The organism is Pseudomonas izuensis, assembly GCF_002356535.2.
Classification (GTDB): domain Bacteria; phylum Pseudomonadota; class Gammaproteobacteria; order Pseudomonadales; family Pseudomonadaceae; genus Aquipseudomonas; species Aquipseudomonas izuensis.
Map to the genome: position 1 here is coordinate 6469616 of NZ_AP017423.2, position 26740 is coordinate 6496355.

At 61.2% G+C, this 26740-nt stretch carries 26 protein-coding genes and 1 other RNA gene; 12 read left to right on the plus strand and 15 right to left on the minus strand.

Annotated features, from left to right (window positions below):
* The first annotated feature begins 137 nt into the window (after positions 1-137).
* Complete coding sequence (gene tauA, locus LAB08_RS29015; RefSeq protein ID WP_096514321.1) at positions 138-1127, plus strand: taurine ABC transporter substrate-binding protein; 990 nt, start codon at positions 138-140, stop codon at positions 1125-1127.
* A gap of 43 nt (positions 1128-1170) precedes the next feature.
* Here the strand turns inward: tauA and argA are convergent, their stop codons facing one another.
* Together argA and argE are read right to left on the minus strand one after the other, a co-directional pair.
* Positions 1171-2469, minus strand: coding sequence for an amino-acid N-acetyltransferase (gene argA, locus LAB08_RS29020; protein ID WP_096514320.1), 1299 nt, complete (start codon positions 2467-2469; stop codon positions 1171-1173).
* Positions 2470-2736: 267 nt separating this feature from the next.
* On the minus strand, positions 2737-3903 hold the full coding sequence (gene argE / locus LAB08_RS29025; RefSeq protein WP_096514319.1) for an acetylornithine deacetylase: 1167 nt from the start codon (positions 3901-3903) through the stop codon (positions 2737-2739).
* Positions 3904-4059: 156 nt separating this feature from the next.
* Here argE and LAB08_RS29030 point away from each other — a divergent pair, with 156 nt between their 5' ends.
* Positions 4060-5427, plus strand: coding sequence for a CYTH domain-containing protein (locus LAB08_RS29030; protein ID WP_096514318.1), 1368 nt, complete (start codon positions 4060-4062; stop codon positions 5425-5427).
* Positions 5428-5551: 124 nt separating this feature from the next.
* On the opposite strand, the gene LAB08_RS29035 is transcribed toward LAB08_RS29030, so the two are convergent.
* Entirely contained in the window at positions 5552-6016 is a 465-nt protein-coding gene (locus LAB08_RS29035; RefSeq protein WP_096514317.1) for an Lrp/AsnC family transcriptional regulator, read from the minus strand.
* Positions 6017-6142: 126 nt separating this feature from the next.
* Between LAB08_RS29035 and LAB08_RS29040 the strand changes: the two genes are divergently transcribed.
* The 3 genes from LAB08_RS29040 (at position 6143) to LAB08_RS29050 (ending at position 8737) form a co-directional block, all read left to right on the plus strand.
* On the plus strand, positions 6143-6472 hold the full coding sequence (locus LAB08_RS29040) for an ACT-like domain-containing protein (RefSeq protein WP_096514316.1): 330 nt from the start codon (positions 6143-6145) through the stop codon (positions 6470-6472).
* A 91-nt stretch (positions 6473-6563) separates the two neighbouring features.
* Positions 6564-8348: a type IV pilus assembly ATPase TfpB gene (gene tfpB, locus LAB08_RS29045; RefSeq protein ID WP_096514315.1), complete on the plus strand. Its 1785-nt coding sequence runs from the start codon at positions 6564-6566 to the stop codon at positions 8346-8348.
* 71 nt (positions 8349-8419) lie between these two features.
* Complete coding sequence (locus LAB08_RS29050; protein WP_096514314.1) at positions 8420-8737, plus strand: DUF2388 domain-containing protein; 318 nt, start codon at positions 8420-8422, stop codon at positions 8735-8737.
* A 181-nt stretch (positions 8738-8918) separates the two neighbouring features.
* Here the strand turns inward: LAB08_RS29050 and gcvP are convergent, their stop codons facing one another.
* Positions 8919-11792: an aminomethyl-transferring glycine dehydrogenase gene (gene gcvP, locus LAB08_RS29055; protein WP_096514313.1), complete on the minus strand. Its 2874-nt coding sequence runs from the start codon at positions 11790-11792 to the stop codon at positions 8919-8921.
* A gap of 154 nt (positions 11793-11946) precedes the next feature.
* Here gcvP and LAB08_RS29060 point away from each other — a divergent pair, with 154 nt between their 5' ends.
* Positions 11947-13086, plus strand: a complete 1140-nt coding sequence (locus LAB08_RS29060) for a DegT/DnrJ/EryC1/StrS family aminotransferase (RefSeq protein WP_096514312.1) — start codon at positions 11947-11949, stop codon at positions 13084-13086.
* 63 nt (positions 13087-13149) lie between these two features.
* On the opposite strand, the gene gcvH is transcribed toward LAB08_RS29060, so the two are convergent.
* The 9 genes from gcvH to LAB08_RS29105 all read right to left on the minus strand — a co-directional run bounded on the left by gcvH (position 13150) and on the right by LAB08_RS29105 (position 22671).
* Positions 13150-13533, minus strand: a complete 384-nt coding sequence (gene gcvH / locus LAB08_RS29065) for a glycine cleavage system protein GcvH (RefSeq protein WP_096514311.1) — start codon at positions 13531-13533, stop codon at positions 13150-13152.
* A gap of 49 nt (positions 13534-13582) precedes the next feature.
* The gene (gene gcvT, locus LAB08_RS29070) at positions 13583-14665 is read right to left on the minus strand and encodes a glycine cleavage system aminomethyltransferase GcvT (protein ID WP_096514310.1); all 1083 of its coding nucleotides are present in this window, start codon (positions 14663-14665) and stop codon (positions 13583-13585) included.
* A 156-nt stretch (positions 14666-14821) separates the two neighbouring features.
* Positions 14822-16438, minus strand: a complete 1617-nt coding sequence (locus tag LAB08_RS29075; protein ID WP_096514309.1) for an ABC transporter permease — start codon at positions 16436-16438, stop codon at positions 14822-14824.
* A gap of 196 nt (positions 16439-16634) precedes the next feature.
* Complete coding sequence (locus tag LAB08_RS29080) at positions 16635-17639, minus strand: extracellular solute-binding protein (protein ID WP_096514308.1); 1005 nt, start codon at positions 17637-17639, stop codon at positions 16635-16637.
* 221 nt (positions 17640-17860) lie between these two features.
* Positions 17861-19078: a 2-octaprenyl-3-methyl-6-methoxy-1,4-benzoquinol hydroxylase gene (locus LAB08_RS29085; protein WP_172901697.1), complete on the minus strand. Its 1218-nt coding sequence runs from the start codon at positions 19076-19078 to the stop codon at positions 17861-17863.
* A gap of 9 nt (positions 19079-19087) precedes the next feature.
* Positions 19088-19573 carry a DUF4442 domain-containing protein gene (locus tag LAB08_RS29090; RefSeq protein ID WP_096514306.1) on the minus strand — a complete coding sequence of 162 codons (486 nt, stop codon included), beginning with the start codon at positions 19571-19573 and terminating at the stop codon, positions 19088-19090.
* Complete coding sequence (gene ubiH / locus LAB08_RS29095) at positions 19566-20753, minus strand: 2-octaprenyl-6-methoxyphenyl hydroxylase (RefSeq protein WP_096514305.1); 1188 nt, start codon at positions 20751-20753, stop codon at positions 19566-19568. Before ubiH ends, LAB08_RS29090 begins: the two co-directional genes overlap by 8 nt.
* Entirely contained in the window at positions 20750-22084 is a 1335-nt protein-coding gene (gene pepP, locus LAB08_RS29100; RefSeq protein ID WP_096514304.1) for a Xaa-Pro aminopeptidase, read from the minus strand. The genes ubiH and pepP overlap by 4 nt, the downstream gene beginning before the upstream one ends.
* 26 nt (positions 22085-22110) lie before the next feature.
* Positions 22111-22671: a YecA/YgfB family protein gene (locus LAB08_RS29105; RefSeq protein ID WP_096514303.1), complete on the minus strand. Its 561-nt coding sequence runs from the start codon at positions 22669-22671 to the stop codon at positions 22111-22113.
* Positions 22672-22879: 208 nt separating this feature from the next.
* Between LAB08_RS29105 and LAB08_RS29110 the strand changes: the two genes are divergently transcribed.
* The 4 genes from LAB08_RS29110 to LAB08_RS29125 all read left to right on the plus strand — a co-directional run bounded on the left by LAB08_RS29110 (position 22880) and on the right by LAB08_RS29125 (position 24303).
* Positions 22880-23089 (plus strand): TIGR02449 family protein, encoded by a 210-nt coding sequence (locus LAB08_RS29110; protein WP_007982902.1) that lies wholly within the window; start codon positions 22880-22882, stop codon positions 23087-23089.
* On the plus strand, positions 23086-23403 hold the full coding sequence (locus LAB08_RS29115; RefSeq protein ID WP_096514301.1) for a cell division protein ZapA: 318 nt from the start codon (positions 23086-23088) through the stop codon (positions 23401-23403). The genes LAB08_RS29110 and LAB08_RS29115 overlap by 4 nt, the downstream gene beginning before the upstream one ends.
* A gap of 30 nt (positions 23404-23433) precedes the next feature.
* Positions 23434-23612, plus strand: a non-coding RNA gene (gene ssrS, locus LAB08_RS29120) — 6S RNA.
* Positions 23613-23697: 85 nt separating this feature from the next.
* On the plus strand, positions 23698-24303 hold the full coding sequence (locus LAB08_RS29125; RefSeq protein ID WP_096514300.1) for a 5-formyltetrahydrofolate cyclo-ligase: 606 nt from the start codon (positions 23698-23700) through the stop codon (positions 24301-24303).
* Positions 24304-24338: 35 nt separating this feature from the next.
* Here LAB08_RS29125 and LAB08_RS29130 read toward each other — a convergent pair whose 3' ends face one another.
* A complete protein-coding gene (locus tag LAB08_RS29130) occupies positions 24339-24494 on the minus strand; it encodes a hypothetical protein (protein WP_096514299.1) in 156 nt (51 codons plus the stop codon).
* A gap of 196 nt (positions 24495-24690) precedes the next feature.
* On the opposite strand from LAB08_RS29130, the gene LAB08_RS29135 reads away from it, so the two are divergent.
* A complete protein-coding gene (locus LAB08_RS29135) occupies positions 24691-25140 on the plus strand; it encodes an EVE domain-containing protein (protein ID WP_096514298.1) in 450 nt (149 codons plus the stop codon).
* A 63-nt stretch (positions 25141-25203) separates the two neighbouring features.
* Here LAB08_RS29135 and LAB08_RS29140 read toward each other — a convergent pair whose 3' ends face one another.
* Entirely contained in the window at positions 25204-25611 is a 408-nt protein-coding gene (locus LAB08_RS29140; protein WP_096514297.1) for a flagellar basal body-associated protein FliL, read from the minus strand.
* Positions 25612-25761: 150 nt separating this feature from the next.
* On the opposite strand from LAB08_RS29140, the gene LAB08_RS29145 reads away from it, so the two are divergent.
* Entirely contained in the window at positions 25762-26739 is a 978-nt protein-coding gene (locus tag LAB08_RS29145; protein ID WP_096514296.1) for an NADPH:quinone oxidoreductase family protein, read from the plus strand.
* The last annotated feature ends 1 nt before the right edge of the window (position 26740 follow it).

The window sequence follows — 26740 nt, forward strand, 5'->3', positions numbered from 1 at the left end:
AGGAATTTAGCTCACCCCCCTCAGAGTAGAGCACCCGGCTCATAAGCTAATTCCTAAAGGGTATTTATTAGGCGTTTTTTAGATCGATTAGGTTTGGAAGCAATTCCGTAACAATTCCAATCGAAGAGGCCAACGCCATGCCGACCAAACGCGCACTATCCAGCCCATTTGTTACAGTTTGTGTATCGCTCGCAATATCTTTTTCCGCCCACGCGGCGAACCTCACTGTCGGCTACCAGACGGGTATCGACCCCAGCAAAGTGCCCCAGGCGGATGGCCTCTACGAAAAAACCATCGGCGAAAAAATCGACTGGCGACGCTTCAATAGCGGCCCGGAAGTGGTAACGGCCATTGCGTCGGGTGATGTGCAAATCGGCAACCTCGGCTCCAGCCCGTTGGCGGCGGCCGCTTCGCGCAACCTGCCGATTGTTGCGTTCATCGTGTCTGCGCAGATCAACGCGGCCGAGGCGTTGGTGGTGCGCAATGGCAGCGGTATCGAGAAACCGCAAGATCTGATCGGCAAGACCATCGCCACGCCGTTCGTATCCACCTCTCACTACAGCCTGCTCGGGGCGCTCAAGCACTGGGGACTGGACGCCTCGAAAGTCAAAGTGGTGAACCTTCAGCCTGCGGAAATCGCCGCCGCCTGGAAGCGTGGGGACATTGATGGCGCGTTCGTCTGGTCGCCCGCACTGGGGGAAATTCGCAAGACTGGCAAGACCTTGACCGATGCGGCACAGGTCGGCCAGTGGGGCGCGCCGACGTTCGAGGTCTGGGTGGCGCGCAAGGATTACGCCGAGAAGCACCCGGACGTGGTGGCGAAATTCGCCAAGGTCACCCTGGACTCGTTCGCCGACTATGCAGCGCATAAAGACAGCTGGACCGCGGATTCCGTACCGGTACAGAAAATCGCCAAATTGACCGGTGCCAATGCCGCTGATGTGCCGGAGTTGCTGGCCGGCTCCGCGTTTCCCGACGCAAAGGCGCAACAGACCCGCGCGCTGCTGGACGGCGGTACGGCCAAGGCAATAGGCGAGACGGCGAAGTTCTTGAAGGAGCAAGGGAAGGTTGAAACGGTACTGCCGGATTACTCGCCGTATGTCAGTGCGAAATTCGTCACCGAGTAACCCCACCGACCTGTAGGAGCCGGCAAGCCGGCTCCTACAGGGATCAGAGGGCTTTTTCGAAGATCTTCGAATTACGCTGATAGTTGTACAGCGACGCCCGCGCCGATGGCAGGCGCTCGACGCTGCTCGGAGCAAATCCACGCTCGCGGAACCAATGAGCCGTGCGGGTCGTGAGGACGAAGAGGGTTTTCAACCCCTGAGCCCGGGCGCGGGTTTCGATGCGTTCCAACAGTTCATCGCCGCGACCGCCATGACGGTACTCCGGGTTCACCGCCAGGCACGCCAGCTCCCCGGCATCCGAATCGGCAATCTGATACAGCGCCGCGCAGGCGATGATCATGCCTTCGCGCTCGACCACGCTGAACTGCTCGATCTCACGCTCCAGCACCTCGCGGGAACGCCGCACCAGAATCCCCTGCTCCTCCAGTGGGCTGATCAAGTCCAGCAGTCCACCGACGTCTTCGATGGCCGCTTCGCGCACCACTTCGAATTGCTCCTGGGCCACCAGGGTACCGCCACCGTCGCGGGTGAAGAGCTCGGTCAGCAGTGCGCCATCCTCGGCGTAGCTGACGATGTGGCTGCGGGCCACGCCGCCACGGCAGGCTTCGGCCGCGGCATCCAGCAGCTCGGCCTGGTAATTGCTGCCCAGACGCTGCAAATGCGCCGGCACCTGTTGCGGACGCAGTTCGCGAACCAGGCGTCCGTGCTCATCGATCAAGCCAAGGTCGGCACCGAACAGCAGCAGCTTGTCCGCCCCCAGGTCGATGGCCGCGCGAGTGGCGACGTCTTCACAGGCAAGGTTGAAGATTTCACCGGTCGGCGAGTAGCCCAACGGCGACAGCAGCACGATGGAGCGCTCGTCCAGCAGGCGATTGATGCCCTTGCGGTCGACCCGGCGCACTTCACCGGTGTGGTGATAGTCGACACCTTCAAGCACGCCGATCGGCCGTGCGGTCACCAGATTGCCGCTGGCCACCCGCAGGCGCGAGCCCTGCATGGGCGATGAGGCCATATCCATGGACAGCCGCGCTTCGATGGCGATGCGCAGCTGGCCGACGGCATCGATCACGCACTCCAGGGTCGCCGCATCGGTGATGCGCATGCCGTGGTGGTAATGCGGGGTCAGGCCGCGGGCGGCGAGGCGCGCTTCGATTTGCGGGCGGGAGCCATGAACCAGCACCAGTCGCACGCCCAGGCTGTGCAACAGCACCAGGTCGTGGACGATATTGCCGAAGTTGGGGTGCTCGACGCCGTCGCCGGGGAGCATGACGACAAAGGTGCAATCGCGGTGGGCGTTGATGTAAGGCGAAGCGTGACGAAGCCAATTGACGTATTCGGGCATGAACCTGGGCCTGTAATAAATAGCAGCCGAAAAAAGGGCGAAACAGAAAACGCACAGCGGGCTGGTGGTTATCGTCGGAACAGGCTTGGCGACACGCGCGCTCTCCTCATGAATACGGGTTGGGACACTGGCAATTTATAAGTTCTGTCGGCCAAAACACAAACTCCTGTGGGAGCGAGCCTGCTCGCGAAGGCGATGGGACAGGCAACATTGATGTTGACTGTAACGGCCTCATCGCGAGCAGGCTCGCTCCCACATGGATTGCGTTCAACCGGGCACCGATGTTTGCGCCGGTGTCAGGCAGTAATGTTCAATCAACTGACGTAATAGATGCACCGTAGGCTGCAAACGTGACATTTCGAGGAACTCCCCCGGTTGGTGAGCGCAGGCGATATCGCCAGGGCCGAGCACCAGCGTTTCGCAGCCAAGGCGCTGAAGATAAGGCGCTTCGGTGCCGAACGCCACTGCTTCGGCGCGATGGCCGGTGAGCTTTTCAGCGATTCGCACCAGTTCCGCATCCTCCGCCTCTTCGAACGGCGGCACTGCGGGGAATAGCGGCGCGTAATCGATCTTGACCTGATGCCGCTCGGCAACCGGCTTGAGCCTTTGCAAAATCTCGGCACGCAGGACCTTGGGGTCCATGCCCGGCAGGGGCCGCAGGTCGAATTCCAGCGAACATTGGCCACAGATGCGATTCGGGTTGTCGCCACCATGGATGCAGCCCAAATTCAGGGTCGGGGTCGGTACGCTGAATTGCGGATTGCGAAACTCACGCTGCCACAGCAAGCGCAGGCCGCGCAGTTCGCCGATGGCATCGTGCATGGCTTCCAGGGCACTGTGACCCAGGCGCGGGTCCGATGAGTGACCGCTCTGCCCAAGGATATCGATGCGCTCCATCATGATGCCCTTGTGCATGCGAATCGGCTTGAGGCCGGTCGGCTCGCCGATCACCGCTGCCCGTCCCAACGGCCGGCCCGCTTCAGCCAGCGCCCGGGCACCGGACATCGAACTTTCTTCATCGCACGTGGCGAGGATCAGCAGCGGCTGTTTGAACGGCTGATCGAGCAGCGGTATGACCGCTTCGATGGCGAGGGCGAAGAAACTCTTCATGTCGCAAACGCCCAGGCCGATCCAGCGGCCGTCAATCTCGGTGAGCTTCAGCGGATCGGTCTGCCACAGCGCGCCATCGAACGGCACGGTGTCGCTATGCCCGGCCAGCACCAAACCGCCGGGGCCGGAGCCATAACTGGCCAGCAAATTGAATTTGCCGGGGCTGACCTGCTGGATGTCGCAGACAAACCCCAGGTCGCCGAGCCACGCGGCCAGCAGGTCGATCACCGGACGATTGGATTGATCGAGGCTCGCCTGGGTGCAACTGACGGACGGTGCAGCGATCAGTGCAGCGAACTGATCTTTCATGGACGGCAAAGGCATCGCTGACTCCAACTCCCGAATTGAAGTCCATCATAGAGCCATCCAATGACAGGAATAAACCGTTGCGGCGCGCTGCTTGGTTCACTGCTGTACACTGCACGACCTTGGCAGCCACATATTCCCCCGGCTGCGCTCCCGATCCTGGATTTTCCGGCCATGCAGAAAGAAACCGAAATCAAACTCCGCGTCAGCCGCGAAACCCTCGCTGCCCTGCGCGAGCACCCATTACTGAAAAAACGCAACAAAAGTGGCTGGGAACGCCGTGAGTTGATGAACCAATACTTCGACACCCCCGAGCGCGACTTGGCCCGCGCCAAGGTGGCCCTGCGCCTGCGCAAGGATGGTGAAGACGTGATTCAGACCCTCAAGACCCGTGGCCACAGCGTCGCCGGCTTGTCCGAGCGCAACGAATACGACTGGAACCTGCCCAAAGCCAAGCTCGACCTGAAGAAACTCGACGGCGAATGCTGGCCCGAGGAACTGGCCGAACTGGACAAGAAAACCCTGAAGCCGATCTTCACCACCGACTTTGTGCGCGAGCGCGCGGAAATCGCCTGGGGTCGCGGCAAGACCAAAGTGGTCATCGAAGCCGCGCTGGATCTTGGCCACGTGGTCGTCGGCAAGCAAAAAGAAGAAATCTGCGAGCTGGAACTGGAGCTGCGCGAAGGCGAACCGGCCGCACTGCTGGAACTGGCCGCCGAACTTGCCGCGACCCTGGCCCTGATGCCGTGCGACATCAGCAAGGCCGAGCGCGGCTATCGCCTGTACGACGCCCACAGCTACTCGTTGAGCCTGCCGGCACCGCAACTCACCGCCGAAACCCCGCTGGACGACGCCTTCGCCGCGCTGTGCTGGCACCTGCTGGGCAGCAGCCAGCGTCTGGCCGAGCAGTATCGCTTCAACGGCCACTGGCGCCTGCTGCAAGACTGGGTGGAAAACCTGGCCGAACTGCGTGCACTGGTCAGCAGCCTCGGCCAGGCCGCGCCGCGTCAATCGACCCACGACCTGCGTGCCGCGCTGGATGCCTTGCTCGAAGACTGGCGTCCACTGGTCCAGGCCGGCATGGACGATGAGGACGTGCGCAAAGCCGCGCCGGAACAGTTCCTTGAAGAACTCGAGGACCCGCGTTGGGGCCTGTTCTCGCTGAACACTTCGCGCTGGTTGCTGGCCCGCACCTGGACCGCCGACCGCAATACCCGCGGCAATCGCCAGGGCGCTGCACAACTGGGTAGCTGGTTGCCGCGGCTGTTGGGCGAAGAAGCCAACTCGCTGCAATTGCAGCGCTATCAGCAACAACCGGAAGACCTGGCCGAGCAACTGCCGCGTATCGAACGCATCCAGTCCTGGCTGCACCACGCGCGCAACGTGCTGGAAATCCCGGAAATGGATCGCCTGTACGGCGAACTGAACAAACTGGCGCAACTGGCTAACGAGCCGATCACCGACGAAGCCCTGGATGCGCGCAAGCAGCAGGCGATCGCGGTGTATCAGAATCGCGCCTGGAAGACATTGCTGCGCCTGTAATACCGCCTTCGCGAGCAAGCTTTGCTCCCACAGTACCGGTGTCGAGCCCAAATCTGGCGGTCGACACCGGTACTGTGGGAGCAAAGCTTGCTCGCGATGGGGCCAGCCAATTCACCGCAATGCTTCAAACCGGCAAACTGGTCGTGGACTTGATCTCCGACAACGCCACCACCGAATTGACCTCCTGAATCCCCGGCACCATCGACAGCTTCTCGAAGAAGAAGCGTTCATAGGCCTCGATGTCCGCCGCGACGATCCGCAGCATGAAATCCACCGCGCCCATCAGCACGTAACACTCCAGCACTTCGGGGAAACCGCGAATGGCCTCGGTGAATTCCGTGAAGTTCGAACGCCCGTGGGCGTTGAGTTTGACCTGCGCAAAAATCTGCGTGTTCAGGCCGATTTTCTTGCGATCGAGCAGGGTCACCTGGGCACGAATGATCCCCTCCTCCTTCATCCGCTGAATCCGTCGCCAGCAGGGCGATTGCGACAGCCCCACCTGTTCGGCGATCTGCGCACTGGAGAGCGAAGCGTCCTCCTGCAGCAACGCCAGGATCTTGCGGTCATAGCCATCCAGTTCGCTTTGCATAAAAAAACCCGTAACAGATAACTCGATGAATTGAATGATTCGAAAGTACAGCCATTCAGCCCATCATAGATAAGAAATGCCGGGCACCGAATGTAAAACTTTCTCCAGTGATTTTGGAGAACGACCATGCCGCACCTTCAAGCCGTGAACACCCGCGCCGATGTCTGGAACGTCAACAACATCCATTGCCGCGTCCAGTACCAGCTACTGGCCGAAGCCGAGCCCGATTTGCTGTGCCGCGCGCTGAACTTGTTCGCCTTGCAATTCCTGACGCCGGAGCAGGTGCACGTACAGCGCCAGGACGATTTGCTGGCCATCGAGATTGTCATCGACGGATTGAGCTGGCATCGCGCCCAGGTGATTGCGGAAAAACTTCGTAACCTGATCAGCGTCTGCTCGGTTGATCTGCAAGGCGCTGACCCGGCCTGGGTGGAAGCCGCCCAGGCGGCTGGCTGAAAAAATCCGATACGGCTTCGTCGGGTAGTGGCCCAACGGTCTATGGCGCCACGACTATCCTTTTGCGCACTGTTGTTCAAAAGGAGCCCGCATGTCCGTTCAACTCGCCATTCAGGACCGCTGGCTGGATCTCAATGATGTCTTGCGTGAGCTGGTCACCCAAGGCTTCATCAGCCAGGACTCGGCTGAACACGCGCTCAATGCCCGTCGCCGTCACGCCGCCCATGGCCAGATGCACCCCCTGGAGTTCATCGCCAGCCAACAGCTGGATGACCTCAGTCGCCCCGGCAAACACCTCGACCTGGAAAACCTGACCCTGTGGCTGTCCCAGCAGGCGGGCCAGCCTTACCTGCGTATCGATCCGCTGAAAATCAACGTCGCGGCCGTGACACCGCTGATGTCCTACGCTTTTGCCCAGCGCCACAAGATTCTCGCGGTATCCATCGACCGTGACGCCGTGACAGTCGCGAGCGCCCAGCCCTACGTCAACGGCTGGGAAGCCGACCTGACCCACGTGCTGAAGCTGCCGATCAAGCGCGTGGTGGCCAACCCGGTGGACATTCAGCGCTTCAGCGTGGAGTTTTTCCGCCTGGCCAAATCGGTCACCGGGGCGAACAACGCTGATCAGCAGATCAATACCCTGGGCAACTTCGAACAGTTGCTCAATCTCGGCGCCAGCGATCAGGAGCCGGATGCCAACGACGCGCATATCGTCAACATCGTCGACTGGCTGTTCCAGTACGCCTTCCAGCAGCGTGCCAGCGATATCCACATCGAACCCCGGCGCGAACAGGGCACGGTGCGCTTTCGCATCGACGGCGTGTTGCACAACGTCTACCAATTCCCGCCACAGGTGACCATGGCCATCGTCAGTCGCCTGAAAAGCCTGGGGCGGATGAACATCGCGGAGAAACGCAAACCCCAGGACGGCCGGGTGAAAACCAAAACCCCGGACGGCGGCGAAGTCGAGTTGCGGCTATCGACCCTGCCGACTGCCTTCGGCGAAAAAATGGTCATGCGGATCTTCGATCCGGAGGTGCTGCTCAAGGACTTCGATCAGCTCGGGTTTTCCGCCGACGACCTGCGGCGCTGGCAGGACATGACGCGTCAGCCCAATGGCATCATCCTGGTCACCGGGCCGACCGGCTCCGGCAAAACCACCACGCTGTACACCACCCTCAAGAAACTGGCGACGCCCGAGGTCAACCTCTGCACCATCGAAGACCCGATCGAAATGGTCGAGCCGGCGTTCAACCAGATGCAGGTCCAGCACAATATCGACCTGACCTTCGCTTCCGGGGTGCGCGCGCTGATGCGGCAGGACCCGGACATCATCATGATCGGCGAGATCCGCGACCTGGAAACCGCCGAGATGGCGATCCAGGCGGCCCTCACCGGCCACCTGGTGCTGTCGACGCTGCACACCAATGACGCGCCGAGCGCCATCAGTCGCCTGCTGGAGCTCGGCGTGCCGCATTACCTGATCAAGGCCACCGTGCTCGGGGTCATGGCCCAGCGACTGGTGCGGACCTTGTGCCCGCACTGCAAGGCCCCGCAAACCCTCGGTGAAGAAGACTGGCAAACCCTGACCCGGCCCTGGCAGGCACCGCTGCCCGCCAACGCCCAACGCGCCATCGGCTGCCTGGAGTGCCGCGACACCGGCTATCACGGTCGCGCCGGGGTGTACGAAATCATGCAACTGACCGAAGGTGTGAAAGCACTGATCAATCCCGATACCGACTTGCCGGCGGTGCGGCGTCAGGCGTTCAAGGAGGGCATGCGCAGCCTTCGATTGTCAGGGGCGCAGAAAGTGGCGGCCGGTTTGACCACGGTCGAGGAGGTGTTGCGCGTGACACCGCAGAGCGAGCAGAAGTAGATGCGGCCGGATGGAACTCGGTCAGGGGCAGACAATCCAACGGCGTAGTTAAAACAGTGGAGTCACCCATCATGCGTTTCAAAGTTGCTGTCGCTACCATCGCCCTGTTGTCCCTGCCTGTCGGTTCGGCGATGGCTGATAGCTTTTGGCGTAACGTCATTTCCTCCGGTGCCACCACCGGTTCGACCTACCTGACGTTCAAGGATAACAAGTTGATCGTCGCTGCCCAGGACGATGCCGGCAGCTTCGTCGCCAGTGACGGCGGCATCCGCGGCCCGTACCTGGAAGCCGCGATGCAGAAAGTCCGCGCCGACAACCCGGGCCTGCAAGCCACGGACATGGAGTTGGCGAACGCGATTCTGGCGAAGAACGCCGTGGCTTCGGAATAATCCTCCCGTCCAAACAAAAAATGCCGCTCAACTGAGTGGCATTTTTTATTGCCTCACCTATATCCCCCTGTGGGAGCGAGCCTGCTCGCGAATGCGGTTTAACATTCAACGGATTTGTCGACTGACATACCGCTTTCGCAAGCAGGCTCGCTCCCACAGGGGTCCAGTGTCGTCCGGGAGATCAGCGGTACTCATCCAGCGGCACACACGCGCAAAACAGATTGCGGTCCCCATACACATTGTCCACCCGGTTCACCGCCGGCCAGTATTTATGGGCCTTGGTGTGAGCATCCGGGGTCACGCCCTGTTCGATGCTATAGGGCCGTTCCCAAATGCCGGTGATATCGGCCAAGGTATGCGGCGCCCGTTTCAACGGGTTGTCCTCGGCCGGCCAGTTGCCGTTCTGCACCTCGGTAATCTCCGCGCGAATACTCAGCATCGCGCCGATGAAGCGGTCCAGCTCCGCCTTGGATTCACTTTCAGTGGGTTCGACCATCAGCGTTCCCGGCACGGGAAACGACATGGTCGGCGCATGGAAGCCATAGTCCATCAGGCGCTTGGCCACGTCTTCCTCGCTGATGCCGGTCAATGTCTTGAGCGGTCGCAAATCGAGAATGCATTCATGGGCCACCCGCTCGTTGCGCCCGGTGTACAGCACCGGGAACGCCCCGGACAGGTGCCGCGCCAGGTAATTCGCCGCCAGGATCGCCACTTCACTGGCGTCGGCCAGTTGTGGGCCCATCATGGCAATGTACATCCAGCTGATCGGCAGGATGCTCGCGCTGCCCCACGGTGCTGCGCTGACGGCACCGTTCTGCGCCAGCGGCCCGTCGATCGGCACCACCGGATGATTGGCCACGAATGGTGCCAGGTGTGCGCGCACGCCAATCGGCCCCATGCCCGGCCCGCCACCGCCATGGGGAATGCAGAAGGTTTTGTGCAGGTTCATATGGGACACGTCGGCGCCGATGTCCGCCGGCCGCGCCAACCCGACTTGGGCATTGAGGTTGGCGCCGTCCATGTACACCTGGCCGCCATGGCTGTGGATCACTTCGCAGATTTCACTGATGCCTTCCTCGTACACACCGTGGGTCGAGGGATAGGTCGCCATCAGGCAAGCGAGTTTGTCGCCGGCCTGGGCGGCTTTCTCTTTCAGATCCTCCAGATCGACGTTACCGGCTTCGTCGCACTCGACAATCACCACGCGCATCCCGGCCATCTGCGCCGACGCCGGGTTGGTGCCGTGGGCCGACGACGGAATCAGGCAGATATCCCGCCCACCCTGCTGGCGGCTCTCGTGGTATTTGCGGATCGCCAGCAGCCCCGCGTACTCGCCCTGGGCACCGGAGTTGGGCTGCATGCAGATCGCATCGAAACCGGTGATCGCACAGAGCCAGCGCTCCAGTTCTTCGATCATCAGCGCATAACCGACTGCCTGCTCCTTCGGCGCGAACGGATGCAGGTTGGCGAACTGCGGCCAGGTGATCGGGATCATTTCGCTGGTAGCGTTGAGTTTCATGGTGCACGAACCCAACGGGATCATCGACTGATTGAGCGCCAGATCCTTGTTTTCCAACTGCTTGAGGTAACGCAGCATCTCGGTTTCGCTGTGGTGGGCGCTGAATACCGGATGGCGCAGGTAGGGGGAGGTTCTCTGCAACTGACTCGGGATGCTGGAAACCAGCGCCTCGGCATCCAGCTCATCGACATTGAGCCCATGATCGGCGCCGAGGAACACATCGAACAGTTTGGCCACCGTCGATTCGTCACAGGTCTCGTCAAGGCTCAGGCCCACTCGTCCGCGCCCCAGAATGCGCAAGTTGATCTGCGCCGCCTGGGCGCTTTCGATGATCGCCGTCTGGGTGCCACCGACGTCCAGGGTCAGGGTGTCGAAAAAATGCTGGTTGAGCCGCGTGATGCCCTTGCGCTCAAGGCCCGCGGCGAGGATGCACGTCAGCCGGTGCACGCGTTGGGCAATGCGCTTGAGCCCTTCCGGGCCGTGGTAGACCGCATAGAAACTGGCGATGTTGGCCAGCAGCACTTGCGCGGTACAGATGTTCGAGTTGGCCTTTTCACGGCGAATATGTTGCTCGCGGGTTTGCAGGGCCATGCGCAGCGCGACGTTGCCACGGGCATCTTTCGACACACCGATGATCCTTCCGGGAATCGCCCGTTTGTATTCATCGCGGCTGGCAAAAAACGCCGCGTGCGGCCCGCCGTAACCCATGGGCACGCCGAAGCGCTGGGAAGAGCCGAACACCACATCGGCGCCCAACTCCCCCGGCGGCGTCAACAGCAGCAGGCTCAGCAGGTCGGCGGCGACACACGCCAGCGCTTGCTGGGCATGCAGGTGATCGATCAACGGACGCAAGTCACGGATTTCGCCGTGGGTGTCGGGATACTGCAGCAGCGCACCGAACACCTGGTGCTGCTTCAAGTTATCCACAGCGTCGATGATCAACTCGAAACCGAAGCCTTCGGCACGGGTCTGCACCACGGAAATGGTCTGGGGATGGCAGTTTTGATCGACAAAGAACAGATTACTTTTCGACTTGGCCACCCGTTTGGCCAGGGCCATGGCTTCCGCCGCCGCGGTGGCTTCGTCCAGCAAAGAGGCATTGGCCAGTTCCAGTCCGGTCAGATCGATGGTCAGTTGCTGGAAATTCAACAGCGCTTCGAGCCGCCCCTGGGCGATTTCCGGTTGATAGGGCGTGTAGGCGGTGTACCAGCCCGGGTTTTCCAACACATTGCGCAGGATGACAGCCGGCGTGAGGGTGCCGTGATAGCCCATGCCGATCAGGCTGGTCCAGACCTGGTTCTGTTCGGCGTAGCCGCGCAACTTGGCCAATGCGGCTTCTTCGTCGAGGGCCGGCGGCAGATCCAGCGCCCGGTTCAGGCGAATGCCCGGCGGTACCGTCTGTTCGATCAGCTCGACCCGGCTACCGAGGCCGAGGCTGTCGAGCATTGCCTGCTGCTCGGCGGCATCGGGCCCGAGGTGGCGGCGAAGAAAGGCATTGGGGTCGCGTAACTGGCTCAGGGACGGCAACTGGGACATGACGGGCTCTCTCTTGGCTGGCGCTCAACGTCGATGTAACACGGTCAAACCAGCATAGCAGCCGGTGCCGATACGGATGACGTGGCGCCGCCGGGCAATCCGGATCATCATGCTCGTCGTCTACCTAATGTCCGCTGATCGGGTGCCTGTATTTATGAGCCAACTGCCTTTCCTGCCTTTTTCCAAACCCACCATCGATGAATCCACCATTGCCGCTGTCGGCGATGTGTTGCGCTCCGGCTGGATCACCAGCGGCCCCAAGGTTCAGGCCTTCGAAGCACAACTCTCGGAGTTTTTTGGCGGTCGCCCGGTGCGCACGTTCAATTCCGGCACCTGCACCATGGAAATCGCCTTGCGCATCGCCGGCATCGGGCCGGGTGACGAAGTGATCACCACACCGATTTCCTGGGTGGCCACTGCCAACGTCATTCTGGAAGTCGGCGCCACACCGGTGTTTGCCGACATCGACCCAGTGACCCGCAATATCGACCTGGCGCAGCTCGAAGCGGCCATCACCCCGCGTACCAAAGCCATCATCCCGGTGTTTCTGGCCGGGCTGCCCGTAGACATGACACGCCTGTATGCCCTGGCACAGAAGCACGGTCTGCGGATTGTGGAAGATGCGGCCCAGGCGCTGGGTTCAAGCTGGAACGGTCAGCGCATTGGCTCGACCGGCGATTTCGTGTCCTTCAGTTTCCAGGCAAACAAGAACGTCACCTCATCGGAGGGCGGCTGCCTGGTATTGAACAATGCCGAAGAAGTCAGGTTGGCGGAAAAATACCGACTGCAAGGCGTCACCCGCAGCGGCTTCGATGGCCTGGACGTCGATGTGCTGGGCGGCAAGTTCAACATGACCGATGTCGCAGCGGCCATTGGCCTGGGGCAATTTGCCCATATCGAAGCGATCACCGCTCATCGGCGTGAATTGGCCAAGCACTACTTCAGCTGCTTTGGCGAGGACTTCGAAACACAGTACGGGGCGCAACTGCCCCCGGCGGATTTCGAGAACAGCAACTGGCATTTGTTCCAGCTTGTATTGCCAGAGCGCCATGATGGCAAACCGGCGCGTGCGACCTTCATGGAGCAGATGCAGGCATTGGGTGTGGGCATTGGCTATCACTACCCGCCGATTCACCTGCTGAGTCTTTACCGCGAGCGCGGTTTCAAGGAGGGCATGTTCCCGGTCGCCGAGCGGGTCGGTCGGCTGATTGTCTCGTTGCCGATGTTCACGGCGATGAGCAAAGCGGATGTCGAGCGTTCAGTGGCAGCCGTCAAAGCCGTTCTAAAGCCATAAAACCTGTGGGAGCGAGCCGGCTCCGGGCGGCTCGCTCCCACATGGATTTTCACAAGGCGAGCATTACTCGCCGATGGCGGCCTTGTAACCCGCTGCATCAAGCAGCTTGTCCAGGTCAGCCGTATTGCTTGGCTTGAGTTTGAAAATCCACGCACCGTACGGGTCGGAGTTCAGCAGTTCCGGGGTTGCGCTCAGCTCTTCGTTGATTGCGACCACTTCACCGGCCACCGGGGAATAGATGTCGGAAGCGGCCTTGACCGACTCCACCACACCGGATTGATCACCGGCAGCGAAGACGTTTCCGACTTCCGTCAGTTCGACGAACACCACGTCACCCAGCGCTTCCTGCGCGTGATCGCTGATGCCCACGGTGACGGTGCCATCGGCTTCCAGGCGAGCCCATTCGTGACTTTCGGCAAAACGCAGGTCGGCAGGGATATCGCTCATGTTCTGTGTCCTCAGGAAAATTGTCAGCGGTCATTGCCGCCAGAAAAGGTTAGATCAAGGTTTTGCCATGGCGTACGAAGGTCGGTTTGACCACTCGGACCGGGTACCACTTGCCACGGATTTCCACTTCCGCGCGGTCGGCCGTTGCCATCGGCACGCGCGCCAGTGCAATCGACTTGCTAAGCGTAGGAGAGAAACTACCACTGGTGATCTCCCCTTCGCCAACATCGGCGATACGGACCACTTGATGAGCACGCAAAACCCCGCGTTCCTCAAGGACCAGACCGACCAGTTTTTGCTGTACGCCCCCGCTGCGCTCGGCCTCCAGCGCCGTGCGCCCGATGAACTGGCGAGTGGCCGGTTGCCAGGCAATGCTCCAGGCCATGTTGGAGGCCAGCGGTGAAACGTCTTGATTGATGTCCCGGCCGTAGAGGTTCATGCCGGCTTCGACCCGCAAAGTGTCCCGTGCGCCGAGACCAATGGGAGAAATACCCGCACCCACCAGATCGTTGAAGAACCCAGGCGCCTGATCGGCCGGCAGGATGATTTCCAGGCCGTCTTCACCGGTATAGCCGGTGCGCGCGATGAACCAGTCGCCGTCGGGCTGGCCTTCGAAGGGTTTGAGCAGCTGGATCAGATTGCCCCGGGACTGATTGACCAGCTCGGACACTTTCTGCCGGGCGTGGGGGCCCTGGATGGCCAACATGGCCAGTTCGGAGCGCTCGCTGAGCTGCACATCGAAACCGTCGAGATGCGCCTGCATCCATGCGAGATCCTGATCGCGGGTGGATGCGTTGACCACCAGACGATAACCGTCGTCCAGGCGGTAGACGATCATGTCGTCGACGATGCCACCGCGCTCGTTGAGCATGGTGCTGTACAAGGCGCGACCAGAACTGTGCAGGCGATCGACGTCATTGGCCAACAGGTGCTGTAGCCAAGTCTTGGCCTGGGGGCCGTCGACATCGATCACGGTCATGTGGGATACATCGAAAACACCGCAATCGCGGCGCACCTCATGGTGCTCCTCGACCTGCGATCCATAATGCAGGGGCATATCCCAACCGCCAAAATCGACCATCTTCGCGCCGAGGGCGAGATGAAGGTCATACAGAGGCGTACGCTGTCCCATGGGTTTCTCCTTCCGGGCGTGGCGAAGGTGCGGGCGAGAAATCTATCGAGTAAAAGCCTTGATACAAAAGGCTTGCAGTCGATTTCTACTACTTTTTCTGTCAGACGGACCGCACCGAATGCCGCGCATTGTAGCCGCAAGGTGTAGGACTGACACCTAGCTGTTTTGATGTGCCGAACGTCGGATCAATCCGATGACCGGTAGCAACCCGACCAAAACCAGGGCCAGCGCCGGCAAAGACGCTCTCGCCCACTCGCCCTCGCTGGTCATTTCGAAGATTCGGACGGCCAGCGTGTCCCAGCCAAACGGGCGCATCAGCAGGGTCGCGGGCATTTCCTTGAGCACATCGACGAACACCAGCAACGCGGCGCTCAACGAGCCGGGCAGCAGCAACGGCAGATACACTTTGAAAAACAGTCGCGGTCCACTGACACCCAGGCTACGTGCCGCTTCGGGCAAAGATGGCCGTATACGCGCCAGACTGCTTTCCAGCGGCCCGTAAGCCACGGCGATGAAGCGCACCAGATACGCCAGCAGCAACGCCGACAGACTCCCCAACAGCAACGGTTTACCGGCCCCACCGAACCAGCCGGAAAGCGGAATGACCCATTCGCGGTCCAGATAACTGAACGCCAGCATGATCGATACCGCCAGCACTGAACCGGGCAAGGCATAGCCCAGATTGGCCAGGCTGACCCCGGCACGGATACCCTGGGTCGGCGCCAACCGCCGGGCAAACGCCAAGACCAGGGCGACACTGACAGTGATCAACGCCGCCATCGCGCCCAGGTACAAGGTGTGGACGATCAGGCCGGTGTAACGCTCATCCAGATCCAGGCGCCCGCGTTGCCAGAACCACGCCAGTAATTGCAGCATCGGTATGACGAAGGCGCAGGCGAACACCAGGCTGCACCATCCCGTGGCCAGCAACGCTTTGACGCCATGCAGGTGATACAGCGCCTTGACCCGTGGCCGTTCGTTGCTCGCCCGGTTGGCCCCGCGCGCACGACGTTCGCCGTACAGCACCACCATCACCACCAATAACAATAGGCTGGCCAGTTGCGCGGCGGTGGAGAGGCTGAAAAATCCATACCAGGTCTTGTAGATCGCAGTAGTGAAGGTGTCGAAATTGAACACTGACACCGCACCGAAATCCGCCAGGGTTTCCATCAGCGCCAATGCCACGCCCGCACCGACAGCCGGTCGTGCCATGGGCATTGCCACCCGCCAGAACGCTTGCCATGGCGATTGCCCAAGCACCCGTGCGGCTTCCATCAGGCCTTTGCCCTGGGCCAGGAACGCGGTGCGTGCCAACAGGTAAACGTAGGGATAGAACACCAGCACCAGAACCAGAATCACCCCGCCCGTGGAGCGCACACGCGGCAAGCGCAGGCCCGTGCCGAACCACTCGCGCAGCAGGGTTTGCACGGGACCGGCAAAATCCAGCAAGCCAACGAAAACGAATGCCAGCACATAGGCCGGAATTGCAAAGGGCAGCATCAACGCCCAATCCAGCCAGCGTCGGCCGGGGAAATCGCAGAGGCTGGTGAGCCAGGCCAGGCTGACACCGAGGATTGTCACACCGACACCGACGCCAAACACCAGGGTCAGGGTGTTACCCAGCAGACGCGGCATCTGCGTGTCCCACAGGTGGGACCAGATCTGTTGATCGACGGTTTGCCAGGAAAGCAGTAAAACGCTCAGGGGTAGCAGGACCAGCGCAGCGATGGCGAAGACCAGGGGATACCAGCGGCGTTGGGCGGGGTGGGCCAAGGAAGTTCTCTGGAAATGTGAAGCCGACGTCTATCTGCAGTCGGCTCAATTCTGTGGCGAGGGAGCTTGCTCCCGCTCGGCTGCGCAGCAGCCGCAGGAGGTTATCAGATCATCTCGAATGAGTAGCGGCCAAGGGGCCGCTTCGCAGCCCAACGGGAGCAAGCTCCCTCGCCACAGACAAGCCCCAGGCCACAACTCAGTTCCAGCCAGCCCGATCCATCATGCGAATCGCTTCGGCCTGGCGCTTGCCGGCGACTTCGACAGGCAAGGTATCGGCCACGAACTTGCCCCAGGCGGCGACTTCGGCAGAGGGCTGCACGGTAGGGTTGGCCGGGAATTCCTGGTTCACGTCAGCAAAGATTTTCTGCGCTTCAGGCGTGGTCATCCACTCCACCAGGGCCTTGGCCGCTTCCGGGTGCGGGGCGTGTTTGGTCAGGCCGATACCCGAGAGATTGACGTGCACGCCACGATCCGCCTGGTTCGGCCAGAACAGCTTCACCGGCAGGTCGGGCTTCTGCTTGTGCAGGCGACCGTAGTAGTAGGTGTTGACGATACCGACATCGCACTGGCCGGCATTGATGGCCTCCAGTACCGCGACGTCGTCGGAGAACACATCGGTGGAGAGGTTGCTGACCCAGCCCTTGAGGATCTTCTCGGTTTTCTCGGCGCCGTGGATTTCGATCATGGTGGCGGTCAGGGACTGGTTGTAGACCTTCTTCGCCGTGCGCAGGCACAGTCGGCCTTCCCAGTTCTTGTCGGCCAGCGCTTCGTAGGTGGTCAGCTCACCCGGCTTCACCCGGTCGGTGGAATAGGCAATGGTCCGCGCCCGCAGGCTCAGGCCGGTCCAGGCATGGGAGGACGCTCGATATTGCAGCGGGATGTTGGCGTCGATGGTTTTCGAGGTGAACGGCTGGAGGATGCCCATTTGCTCGGCTTGCCAGAGGTTACCGGCATCGACGGTCAGCAGCAGGTCGGCGGTGGCATTCTCGCCCTCGGCCTTGATCCGCTGCATCAATGGCGCTTCCTTGTCGGTGATGAACTTCACCTTCACGCCGGTTTTCGCGGTGTAGGCATCGAAGACCGGCTTGATCAGCTCGTCGATACGCGAGGAGTAGACCACCACCTCGTCGGCAGCCTGGGCAGCGGTGCTACCGATTAGAGTCAGGGCCAGTGCGGTCAGTAGACGCTTCGGTGCCAACATGGGAGCGGTCTCTCGATTGAAAAAATGAGGGCAAATGATAAGGACTCACATTTACCTTCTCAATCGAACAGTTCGCGGAGTAATTACCAGATGTTGCACAACCAGAAATGGGTATCGAATGTACCGACGCCTTCGCGAGCAGGCTCGCTCCCACAATGGAATGCATTTCAACTGTGGGAGCGAGCCTGCTCGCGAAGAGGCCATCAGCCGCGGCGAAGATCTCAGGCCTTGGCCAGTGCCGGCAAATCCCCGGTCAGCCCCAGCGCCTCACGCACAAACAGCGCCTTGGCTTCGGGCATCCGGTCAACCATCTTCAACCCGGTATTGCGCAACCAACGAACCGGCAATGGATCGGCCTGGAACAACCGCTCAAAACCTTCCATCGCCGCCATCAGTGCCAGGTTGTGGGGCATGCGTCGACGCTCGTAACGGCTGAGCACCTTCACATCCGCCAGCCGCTCTTGCCGGGCGGCCGCCTGCAGCAGCACTTCGGCCAGTACCGCCGCATCGAGGAACCCGAGGTTCACGCCCTGCCCGGCCAACGGGTGAATGGTATGGGCCGCGTCGCCAATCAACGCCAGGCCTTCGGCCACGTAACGCTTGGCATGACGCTGACGCAGCGGCACGCACAGGCGCGGATCAGCACTGAGCACGCTGCCCAGCCGACCTTCGAAGGCCCGTTCCAGCTCGCGACAGAAGCCTTCGTCATCCAGTGCCATCAGGCGTTCGGCTTCGCTCGGCGTGGTCGACCAGACGATCGAACACCAATCCTGCTGGCCATCACGTTCCAGCGGTAGAAACGCCAACGGGCCGTGATCGGTAAAGCGTTGCCAGGCAGTCATTTGATGAGGTTTCGAGCAGCGCACACTGGTGACGATGGCATGGTGCAGGTAATCCCACTCCCGCGTCGCCATGCCGGTCAAGCGTCGAACTGCCGAGTTGGCGCCATCCGCCGCGATCACCAGCGGTGCGCGCAAGGTACGGCCATCGGCCAGGGTCAGCAGCCAGTCGTCGCCGGAGCGGCGCATTTGTTCCAGGCGCGCATTGGCCAGCAGGCCAAGATCGCAGTCGTGCAAGCGGTCGAGCAAGGCATCCTGCACCACCCGGTTCTCGACGATATGGCCCAGCACATCGGCATGCACGCTGGCCGCGGCAAAGTGAATCTGCCCGGTGCCGCTGCCATCCCAGACCTGCATGTCGCTGTACGGGCTGCTGCGTCGGCCGGCGATGCCGCCCCAGACGCCCAGGCGATCGAGAATCCGTTGGCTGGCGATGGACAAGGCACTCACCCGTGGCTCAAACGGCGCCTGGGCGTCAAACGGTTTGACGCTTAAAGGGCTGCCGTCCAGCAGCAGGACTTCCAGCCCGCTATCCTGCAACGCCAGCGCCAGGGCGCTGCCGACCATTCCGGCCCCGACAATCAGCAGATCTGCGCGCATTTCCATGCTTTAAGCCTGTCTCGCTTGCGGCTTGAGCCGCACGTAAAGGGTTTTTCCGACACGCGCCACCAGGTGGCCGGCGCCGTCGTGAATATCGACCTGCAACTGCGGCAGGTATTTTTGCCCGTCTGCCGTTTGCCGACGGATTTCGTCGAGCAAGGTGTCATCGATGTTGAAGCGGGCAAACACCGGGCCTTTGCCCGGTGCGATGAAATCGATGTCGGCCGCCTTGTCCCAGACAATGTAGTTGCGCCCGAGATTTTCCATCAGCATCAGCATGAAGAACGGATCGACCATCGAGTACAGGCTGCCACCGAACTGGGTGCCGACGTAATTGCGGTTGTACCAACCCAGGCCCATGGACACCTGAATGTCACGAAAATCATCGCTGATGTGCCGCACCCGAACCCCGGCGCCGAGGTATGGCGGATAGAAGCTCATGAACCAGCGCATCAGCCTGGCCTTGCCAAACGTTCTGCTCAGCCACTTAAACATCAGGGCGAGTACCCAGGCCCATGGCCTGCCGGGCGAACCAGCGCTTGGCCGGCGGTAACAGATCGAGGCCGAGCAGGCCGAGATTGCGCCCCAGCGAAACCAGTGGCTGCGTGCTGCCGAACAGACGCGTGACCTGATCGGAGAAACCGACGGTGAGGTTCTGATCCAGACGCTGGTGCTCGCGATAGGCCTGCAAGGTCGCAAAATCCCCAAGCACCTGCTCACTGGCGAGCAACGCATCGGCCAGGGCCTGGGCATCGCGCAAGGACAGGTTGAACCCCTGGCCGGCAATCGGGTGCAAGCTGTGGGCGGCGTTGCCGAGAATCGCCAGATGCGGTCGCACCTGTTCCTCGGCCTCCACCAGCGACAGCGGATACAGGTGCCGTGCGCCGACCTGCTTCAACGAACCGAGGCGATAGCCAAACACGCCCTGCAATTCGCTGAGGAAACTGCGTTCATCGAGGGCGGCCAAGCGTTGCGCGTCCATGCCCAGACGGGTCCAGACCAATGCGCAACGATTGTCCGGTAACGGCAGCAAGGCCATCGGGCCATCGTCGGTGAAGCGCTCGAAGGCCATGCCGTTGTGGGCTTCGCTCGGGGTTATGTTGGCGATCAGCGCGCTCTGGTTGTAGGGGCGCGTTCTGACCCCGATGCCCAGTTGCTCGCGCAGGCCGGAACGGCCGCCATCGGCGAGTACCGCGAGGTCGCAATCCAGGGTGGTTTCGTCATTGAGGGTCAGGCGGTAGCCGTCGGTGAGCGGCTCCATGCGCGTGACTTCCGCCGGGCAACGCCAACTGATCACGTCCTTGTCCAGGCCTTGCCACAGGCATTGGCCGAGCCAGGCGTTTTCCACGACATAGCCCAGCGCGGGAACGCCCTCTTCCATCGCCGACAATCGCGCCGTGGAAAATCGCCCACGGTCGGAGACGTGAATCTGTTTGATCGGCTCGGCGCGGCGGGAAATCTCCTGCCAGACGCCCAGCCGTTGATAAATCTGCCGGGCGCCAAAGGACAATGCCGTGGAGCGCGCGTCATAGCTGGGTTGATAGGTATCGCCGGGGGCAAAGGGTTCGATCAGTACGATCTTCCAGCCCCGGGCACGGGCCCCGGCCTGCAAGGCCATGGCCAGGCTGGCGCCAACCAGGCCACCGCCGATGATTGCCAGATTGACTCGACTCATGCCGCTTGTGTCCGTGCTTGCGCCATCAAGGCCTCGATCTCGGCGACCGTTTTCGGCACGCCTTTGGTCAGGATTTCACAGCCGCTTTTGGTGACCACAACATCATCCTCGATGCGCACGCCTATGCCGCGCCACTTCTTCGCCACGTGCTTGTTGTCCGGTGCAATGTAGATCCCCGGCTCCACGGTCAGCGCCATGCCGACCTCCAGCACGCGCCATTCGCCGCCGACCTTGTATTCGCCGACGTCATGCACGTCCATGCCCAGCCAGTGACCGGCACGGTGCATGTAAAACGCTTTGTAGGCTTCGCTGGCGATCAATTCGTCGACCTCGCCCTGCAACAACCCCAACTCCACCAGGCCAGCGGTAATCACCCGGACTGTGGCCTCATGGGCCTGATTCCAGTGCTTGTTCGGGGCAATCTCGGCAAACGCGGCTTCCTGCGCTGCAAGCACCAACTCGTAGATCGCTTTCTGCTCCGCTGAATACTTGCCGTTGACCGGCCAGGTGCGGGTGATGTCGCTGGCGTAGCAATCGATCTCGCAACCGGCGTCGATCAGCACCAGGTCACCGTCCTTGAGCACCGCGTCATTCTGCTGATAGTGCAGGATGCAGCTGTTGCGCCCTGCCGCGACAATCGAGCCGTAGGCCGGCATCTTCGCCCCGCCCTTGCGGAACTCGTAGTCGAGTTCGGCTTCCAGGCTGAACTCATGCAATCCGGCACGGCTGGCCTGCATCGCGCGGACATGGGCCTGGGCGGAAATCCGCGCGGCCTCGCGCATCACTTTCACTTCTGCCGCCGATTTATACAGGCGCATGTCGTGAAGCAAGTGATCCAGCGCAACGAATTCGTTCGGCGGCTGGGCGCCGAGGCTGGCCTTGGAGCGGATCACGTTGATCCATTCCATCAGGTGGCGGTCGAATTCCGGGTTGCTGCCCATGGCCGAATACACCCGGTCACGGCCTTCGATCAGGCCCGGCAGGATGTCGTCGATGTCAGTGATCGGGAACGCATCGTCGGCGCCGAAGTCGCGAATCGCACCTTCCTGGCCCGCGCGCAAGCCATCCCACAACTCCCGTTCGGCGTTGCGTTCGCGGCAGAACAGGATGTATTCGCCATGCAAACGCCCCGGCATCAAGACCAGGACGGCCTGTGGCTCGGGGAAACCACTGAGGTACTGGAAGTCGCTGTCCTGACGGTAGACGTGCTCGACGTCGCGGTTGCGAATGGCCACCGCGGCGGCGGGCAGGATAGCGATGCTGTTGGGCTCCATCTGCGCCATCAACGCCTTGCGGCGACGGCTGTATTCCGATTTCGGGATATGAATCATGGGCAGATGGCGTTCCCTGTCTTCTATTAGTGCAACGACGGTTTGGCAGCCGGCGCTTCTTCCGCTTTCCGGGTTTCGGAGAACAGCAACAGCGGCGCGACGCGCAGGTACTCCATGACTTCCATGTAGTCGGTTTCACCGTCTTCGGATTCTTCCAGGGCGTCCTGGACCTGGGAAATGGCGGCCAGGTCCTGCAACACTTCGGTGGCCTCGGTGCTCAGCATGCTGCTGTCACGGCAGTTCAAGCCGAAACCGCTGAGGAAACCCTGGCACCACTGGCCCAGTGCCACGGCGCGGTCTGCCAGCGGGGCATCGTCGGTCGGCAGCAACAGGACGACGGTCACGTCCTCGCCGGTGAGTTCGCCCTTGACCATCTCTTGCAGGCCGAGCAAGGCAGCGCGGACGTTGTCCTGCGGCTCGCTTTCAAGCAGTTCGGCGGCATCGATCAGCCAGCCCTCGGCATCGAAACCGGCGCCGGCGCAGCTGCGTCCGAGCAACAGGCCGTGCAGTTCGGCAGGCGAGACAGGGTGACCGCTGGAAGTCAGCAGGGTGGCGAAGGCTTGGTACGGAGAATTCTGAATGGGCATGGGCAGCTAGGCGCCAGACGGCGCTATGTCTAGAATGAAGGCCTTGTATCCTACATCGACTACCCCTGTAGGAGCGAGCTTGCTCGCGATGAACCCGAAAACACTGCGGGGTGTCAGGGACCCAGCGTTATCGTTGGCGACCATCGCGAGCAAGCTCGCTCCTGCAATGGTCTGCCAGCTACCACCCATCAGACGAACCGTGGACACAATGGAAGACACCGACCTGCAAGCGCTGATGGCCAGACTCGAACTGCTGATTACCCGAGTCGAGCAACTTAAGAGCCAAAACGGACTCTTACTAGCACAGGAAAAGACCTGGCGCGAGGAACGCGCTCACCTCATTGAAAAAAACGAAATCGCCCGGCGTAAGGTCGAATCGATGATTTCGCGCCTCAAGGCCCTGGAGCAAGACTCATGAGTTCAAGCAATAGCGTCACCGTGCAGATCCTCGACAAAGAATATTCGATCATTTGCCCCCAGGAAGAACGCAGCAACCTGGTGAGCGCCGCCCGTTACCTGGACGGCAAGATGCGCGAAATCCGCAGCAGCGGCAAAGTCATCGGCGCCGACCGCATCGCCGTCATGGCCGCCCTGAACATCACTCACGACCTGCTGCACAAGGAAGAACGCCCGAGTATCCAGGCCAGCGGGTCGACCCGCGAGCAGGTGCGCGACCTGCTCGATCGCGTCGATCTGGTGCTCGCCACCGATCCGGATGTCACCAAAGGCTGATTCGCGCCACCGCTTGCGGTATACTCTGCTCACTCCCTGGGGTGCTTGCCAGTTGGCGATGTCCCTGAGCCGATTTGCTATACCCTGGAGGTTGCGCGTTGGGCTGGTGTGCATGTCCGCTAGACGGAAAGCCTTAAAGCCTACTGCATCTTCCACCTTGAACTTTCGGGTTCAAGGGCTAAGTCGACAGCGGCACATTCGGGGAGCCTGATTCCAGCCGATGCCGGTTTTTATACCGGCATCGGCTTTTTTACGGGTACGCTTCACCTACCCGTATTGTTGAAGCCCGAATTCATGAACGAACCTGCGCTGCTTCCCCGCCCGCAACTTCGACGCATGCTGCGCAAAGCCCGCCGCGCACTGACACCCAGCCAGCAGCGCCAGGCGGCTCGCGGGCTGTACAAGCAATTGGCCCAGCAACCGCTGTTCCGTCGCGCCAAACACATCTCTCTTTATCTGCCCACCGACGGCGAAATCGATCCGCGACTGCTGCTGCGTGCCGCCCAGCGTCGGGGCAAGGCCACCTATCTGCCGGTGCTCAGTGCATGGCCACGAACCAAAATGGTGTTCCAACGCATCCGCCCCGGCGAAAAACTCAAGCCCAACCGATTTCGTATTCTCGAACCAAGGCACAACCTCGCCCGGCAACGTAAAGTCTGGGCGCTGGATCTGGTGCTGCTGCCGTTAGTGGGGTTTGACGATGTCGGTGGACGCCTGGGCATGGGCGGTGGCTTTTATGATCGAAGCCTCGCCTACCTGGCGCGCCGTAATGACTGGCGTAAGCCGACGTTACTGGGGCTGGCCCATGAATGTCAGAAAGTGGAGCGACTGGCTCAAGCGAGCTGGGATGTGCCGTTGCAAGGAACGGTGACGGACAAGGCGTGGTACTTCGCAGATTAGACGCCACTGCAATCAGCGGCGTCGAGAAAACAGATTCAGCGCTTGAAGGCTGTCGACTGTTGCTGCAACGGCGAGACTTCAACCGGCGCGTCGATCTTGTTGGTCCACAGGCTTTGGGCATAGCCGGTGGTCACGACGCCAAGGCCGAACAGAATAACCAAAATCCATAGTAAATCCGGTTTGCGTTTCATCGATTGCCCCCCAAAGGCATATCAACACGATGACAGCAGCGGTTTCCGTTTGTAGGCCGTGCAGCAGCGTCAAGCTTGAAAGGCCGGCATTTTGCGACAACGTGAACCGGCGCGCAAATGGTGGCGTCAACCGACTGTCGGTTTGTCATAAAATTGCCGGACCACCTGTCCACACACCCCCGCAAGGAGCCAAACCATGGCCTATTGGCTGATGAAATCCGAGCCCGACGAACTCTCGATCAAAGGTCTGGAAACGCTCGGTAGAGCGCGCTGGGACGGGGTTCGCAACTATCAGGCGCGGAACTTTCTAAGGGCCATGGCGGTGGGGGACGAGTTTTTCTTCTACCACTCCAGCTGTCCCGAGCCGGGCATTGCCGGCATCGGCAAGATTGTAGAAGCCGCGTATCCGGACCCGACTGCGCTGGAGCCTGAAAGCCATTACTACGATCCGAAGGCTACCGTAGAAAAAAACGCCTGGAGCGCGATCGATGTCGCGCATGTGGAGACGTTTTCCAGGGTGCTGAAGCTGGACTATCTGAAACAGCAGACGGTGCTGGCGGAGATGCCATTGGTGCAGAAGGGGTCGAGGCTTTCTGTGATGCCGGTGACGGCGGAGCAATGGGCGGCGGTGATTGCGCTCTTATAGGAGCGCGGTTTACCGGGGATATCGCTCTTGTGGGAGCAAAGCTTGCTCCCACAGGATCCAGCATTACTGGATGATGAGGTTGTTGAACAACAAGTCCTCAACCACGGGCTTGCCGGTTTCGTCGTTCAAAACCTGCTGGGTTTGCTTGAGCGCTTCCTGACGCAACTTCTCCTTGGCCTCGACGTTGTTCATCGTCTCGGTGGTCTGTTGGGCAAACAGCGCCACCAGCTGATTACGGATCAAGGGTTCGTTGGCCTTGACTGCCTTGAACGCCTCGTCGCCAGTGACCCGCAAGGCCACGTCAGCCTTATAGACCTTGAGCTTGGCCGTGCCATCCAGCCCATAGTTACCCACGAACGGCGGGCTCAAGGTGATGTAATTGACCTTGGGCGCCGTACTTTCCTTGGCTTCTTCGGCCACCGCTGCAACAGGCAGGGACAGGGCCAGCATCAACATGATCCACGCTTTCACAATTCACTCCTTATCCGGTTTGCGGCCTAGCATATCGACCCGTCGTTCAAGCACAAGCTTATGGCTGACTATCAGGGCCGGGCATGCTCGTTGACCCGTCGACTCACACACCTACACTTATCGGCCATCACTCCCAAAGGAATAGCCCTGATGAAAGCCGTGCTGTGCAAAGCCTTCGGCCCTGCCGAATCGCTGGTGCTGGAAGACGTCGCCAGTCCTGTCGCGAAGAAGAACGAAATCCTGCTGGACGTGCACGCCGCCGGGGTGAATTTCCCGGACACGCTGATCATCGAGGGCAACTACCAGTTCAAACCGCCCTTCCCGTTTTCCCCGGGCGGCGAAGCGGCTGGCGTGGTCAGCGCGGTGGGTGAAAAGGTCAGCCATCTGAAAGTCGGTGACCGGGTCATGGCCCTGACCGGCTGGGGCAGCTTCGCCGAACAGGTCGCGGTGCCGGGCTACAACGTGCTGCCGATCCCGTCCTCCATGGATTTCAACACCGCCGCCGCCTTCAGCATGACCTACGGCACCTCGATGCACGCGCTCAAGCAGCGCGGCAACCTGCAACCCGGTGAAACCCTGCTGGTACTCGGTGCCTCGGGCGGCGTCGGCCTGGCCGCGGTGGAAATCGGCAAGGCCATGGGCGCCCGGGTGATCGCTGCCGCCAGCAGCGCGGAAAAGCTGGCCGTGGCCAAGGCCGCCGGTGCCGATGAACTGATCAACTACAGCGAAACCAGCCTCAAGGACGAAATCAAGCGCCTGACCGATGGCCAGGGTGCCGACGTGATTTACGACCCGGTAGGCGGCGACCTGTTCGACCAGGCTATCCGATCCATCGCCTGGAACGGTCGCCTGCTGGTGGTCGGTTTTGCCAGCGGCCGCATCCCCGAACTCCCGGTCAACCTCGCCCTGCTCAAAGGCGCCGCCGTGATCGGTGTGTTCTGGGGTTCGTTTGCCCAGCGCCAGCCGCAGGACAACGCGGCGAACTTCCAGCAATTGTTCGGCTGGTTTGCCGAAGGCAAGTTGAAGCCGCTGGTGTCGCAGGTGTATCCGCTGGGCAATGCTGCGCAAGCGATCAATGATCTTGGCCAGCGCAAGGCAGTTGGCAAGGTGGTGGTGCAGGTTCGCTGAG